Origin of the sequence: Streptacidiphilus jeojiense, from assembly GCF_000719095.1 — a bacterium.
Lineage (GTDB): Bacteria > Actinomycetota > Actinomycetes > Streptomycetales > Streptomycetaceae > Streptacidiphilus > Streptacidiphilus jeojiensis.
In genome coordinates this window covers 1-231 of record NZ_JOEH01000128.1, presented here as the reverse complement: position 1 = coordinate 231, position 231 = coordinate 1, and the positions used below count along the sequence as shown (strand labels likewise).

The 231-nt window shown below is 72.7% G+C and carries 1 protein-coding gene; it reads left to right on the top strand.

Annotated elements, in window-relative coordinates; translation table 11 throughout:
• Positions 1-31: 31 nt before the first annotated feature.
• Positions 32-231: hypothetical protein (locus IF29_RS48405; RefSeq protein ID WP_037598814.1), on the top strand; the 200-nt coding region annotated here is incomplete at its 3' end.

Here is a 231-nt window from a genome sequence, read left to right as displayed (position 1 = left end):
GGGGTTGGGGGTGGTGGGGGAGAATGGGGTTATGGACGCCCTGGTCTTCGGGGGCGAGGCGATGGTTGACGCGGCGTCCGGTGCTGGCCCTTCGGTCGGCCGGGTGGTGTCGTCCCCTCCCTCCTCCTCCGCGCAGCCCTCCTCCTTGTCGGCCCACACGGTGGGTGGCGGTGAGGCGATCCAGGCTGCGACCGGGCTGGACTGGTCGACCGGCTGGCGGCAGCAGGTCGC